2 tRNA genes and 1 rRNA gene are annotated in these 839 nt (G+C 49.5%); all 3 read right to left on the bottom strand.

Annotation, left to right across the window (positions count from 1 at the left end):
* Positions 1-327 precede the first annotated feature (327 nt).
* Positions 328-403, bottom strand: a tRNA-Ala gene (locus tag HV681_RS27680).
* Positions 404-427: 24 nt separating this feature from the next.
* Positions 428-504, bottom strand: a tRNA-Ile gene (locus tag HV681_RS27675).
* 132 nt (positions 505-636) lie between these two features.
* Positions 637-839 (bottom strand): 16S ribosomal RNA (locus tag HV681_RS27670); the annotation flags it as partial.

Here is an 839-nt window from a genome sequence, read left to right as displayed (position 1 = left end):
CATCCACCATATGCACTTAGTCGCTTGATCCTATAACGCTGTAGGCTATAGGACCTGAGTATTAGCGTTTGTGCCGTTCATAAGTTTCAAAGCAGTCTGAGGTTTATCACCTCAGTCTTGAGAACTTGGAACAAAAAATAATGCAATCACAACCCGTGCCCATCTTCATCAGCAACGCTGATTACTTGATGAACACATTTTCGTTGTGCTTCTTCCAGATTGTTAAAGAACAAATATAGCTGTTGGGTAAAACCCAACTCATAACATCGTGAGCTACGACACTATGAGTTGGCCTCTACATCGCCACCGGCGATCTATGAGAATCAATGGTGGAGGTGAACGGGATCGAACCGATGACATCCTGCTTGCAAAGCAGGCGCTCTCCCAGCTGAGCTACACCCCCATATTCCGCGCATCGCGAAATACCTGGTGGGTCTGGTTGGATTCGAACCAACGACCCCCGCCTTATCAAGACGGTGCTCTAACCGACTGAGCTACAGACCCAAAACCTTCTCGGATCAGTAGTCAGGAAGCTGAAGACCCAGGGAAGATTCCCTCGACCCAAGCCTACAACTGATCCCAGCTATATCAAACAACCGATAAGAGTGGACGCTTAACACGAGCACGTAAGCTCTGAAAGGAGGTGATCCAGCCGCACCTTCCGATACGGCTACCTTGTTACGACTTCACCCCAGTCATGAATCCTACCGTGGTAATCGCCCTCCTTACGGTTAGGCTAACTACTTCTGGTAAAACCCACTCCCATGGTGTGACGGGCGGTGTGTACAAGACCCGGGAACGTATTCACCGCGACATGCTGATCCGCGATTACTAGCGAT

Origin of the sequence: Achromobacter animicus (genome assembly GCF_902859585.1) — a bacterium.
Taxonomy (GTDB): domain Bacteria; phylum Pseudomonadota; class Gammaproteobacteria; order Burkholderiales; family Burkholderiaceae_B; genus Achromobacter; species Achromobacter animicus.
Note: the sequence above shows the minus strand (reverse complement) of the source record. Positions and strands in the feature narration are given on the sequence as shown.